This window comes from Protofrankia sp. Cr1 (genome assembly GCF_963555865.1).
GTDB lineage: Bacteria > Actinomycetota > Actinomycetes > Frankiales > Frankiaceae > Protofrankia.
Window position 1 is genome coordinate 1 of record NZ_CAUVXO010000111.1, and the last position, 1,354, is coordinate 1,354.

General features: G+C 65.6%; 2 protein-coding genes. Both read left to right on the forward strand.

Translation table 11 applies throughout. From position 1 onward, the window contains the following. The first annotated feature begins 200 nt into the window (after positions 1-200). Positions 201-539 carry a TcmI family type II polyketide cyclase gene (locus U9980_RS11500; protein WP_322767904.1) on the forward strand — a complete coding sequence of 113 codons (339 nt, stop codon included), beginning with the start codon at positions 201-203 and terminating at the stop codon, positions 537-539. After that, positions 536-1,354 (forward strand): acetyl-CoA carboxylase, carboxyltransferase subunit beta (gene accD / locus U9980_RS11505; protein WP_322767905.1); only part of this gene is annotated, 819 nt, incomplete at its 3' end. The genes U9980_RS11500 and accD, both read left to right, overlap by 4 nt.

The window sequence follows — 1,354 nt, forward strand, 5'->3', positions numbered from 1 at the left end:
CGGTGCGGTGCGGTCGGCGTGATCGGATGGAACCCTCCTCCGATGGTTACGCAGACGGTACAGGTGGACGCACGGCATGATCGCATTTACTCTCAGTAGTGGGTCAGTCTCGCCTGGAAACGTCGCCGTGAATGGGTCAGCGGCCCTGCCGGCCCCGGTCCCGGGGTTTCCCGGCCAGCTCGGTGGAGGGGGATCGCAACATGCACAGAACGCTGATTGTTGCCAAAATCGAACCCGGTTCCCACAAGGATGTCGCGCGTATCTTCGCAGAGTCGGACGCCACCGGTCTGCCGCGCGTGGCCGGCGTCGTCCACCGTTCACTCTACTCACTCGGCGATCTCTACGTACATCTTCTGGAAACCGTCGACGACGGCCGGCGGACGGTTGAGAACGCACGCGGTCACGAGGAGTTCAAGCGCGTCAGCGACCGATTGCAGCACCATATTCGGCCGTACCTGAAGACATGGCGTTCGCCCGCGGACGCGATGGCACACTGTTTCTACACCTTTGAGACGGCGTCTCAGGGGGAGGTCGCGTGACGACCGCTACCGCCGGGGCGAGGGCTGCGGCCTGGACCCGGTGCGGGTCCTGTACGGCGCTCGTCTACGGCAAGCGGCTGGCCCGCAATCTGCTCGTGTGTCCCGAATGTGGTCACCACAGTCGGCTCACGGCGTCGCAGCGGGTGGACCAGCTTCTTGACGCGGGCAGTTTCGCGCCGTTGCCGATCGAACCCGTGGCCTTTGACGTCCTGGGCTTCACCGATACCCGGCCCTACCGCCGGCGTTGGGAGGCCGCCCGCGAGGAGACCTCACTTGCCGAGGCGGTGCTGTGTGGCACGGCCAGCATCGGTGCCTACCCTGTTGTCGCAGCCATCATGGATTTCCGTTTTCTGGGCGGGAGTCTCGGGTCGGCGGTCGGGGAAATGATTACCCTCGCGGTCGAACGTGCCGTCGACGACGCGCTCGCCCTGCTCATCGTCGCGACCTCTGGTGGCGCTCGAATGCAGGAGGGCTGTCTGTCGTTGATGCAGATGGCAAAGACCGGCATCGCCATCCAGCGGCACCGGGAACGGGGCCTGTTGTCCATCAGCCTGGTGACCGACCCCACCTATGGCGGTGTGGCTGCATCGTTTGCCACCAACACGGACGTGATCGTTGCCGAGTCCGGCAGCCGGATGGGTTTCGCCGGCCCCCGCGTCATCCGCCAGACCATCGGGCAGGAACTTCCCGCCGAGTTCCAGAGCAGCGGATTTCTCGCCAGTAAGGGTCAGGTCGACATCGTCGCCGACCGGGTGGATCTTCGGACCTGCCTGACGCGGTTGCTGTCGGCCGGGTACCGTGCGCCGGCGGCTGCC

What these genes read in the sequence shown, in the direction of transcription:
- U9980_RS11500 (WP_322767904.1), top strand. Translation starts at nt 201, where the DNA reads ATGCACAGAACGCTGATTGTTGCCAAAATCGAACCCGGTTCCCACAAG.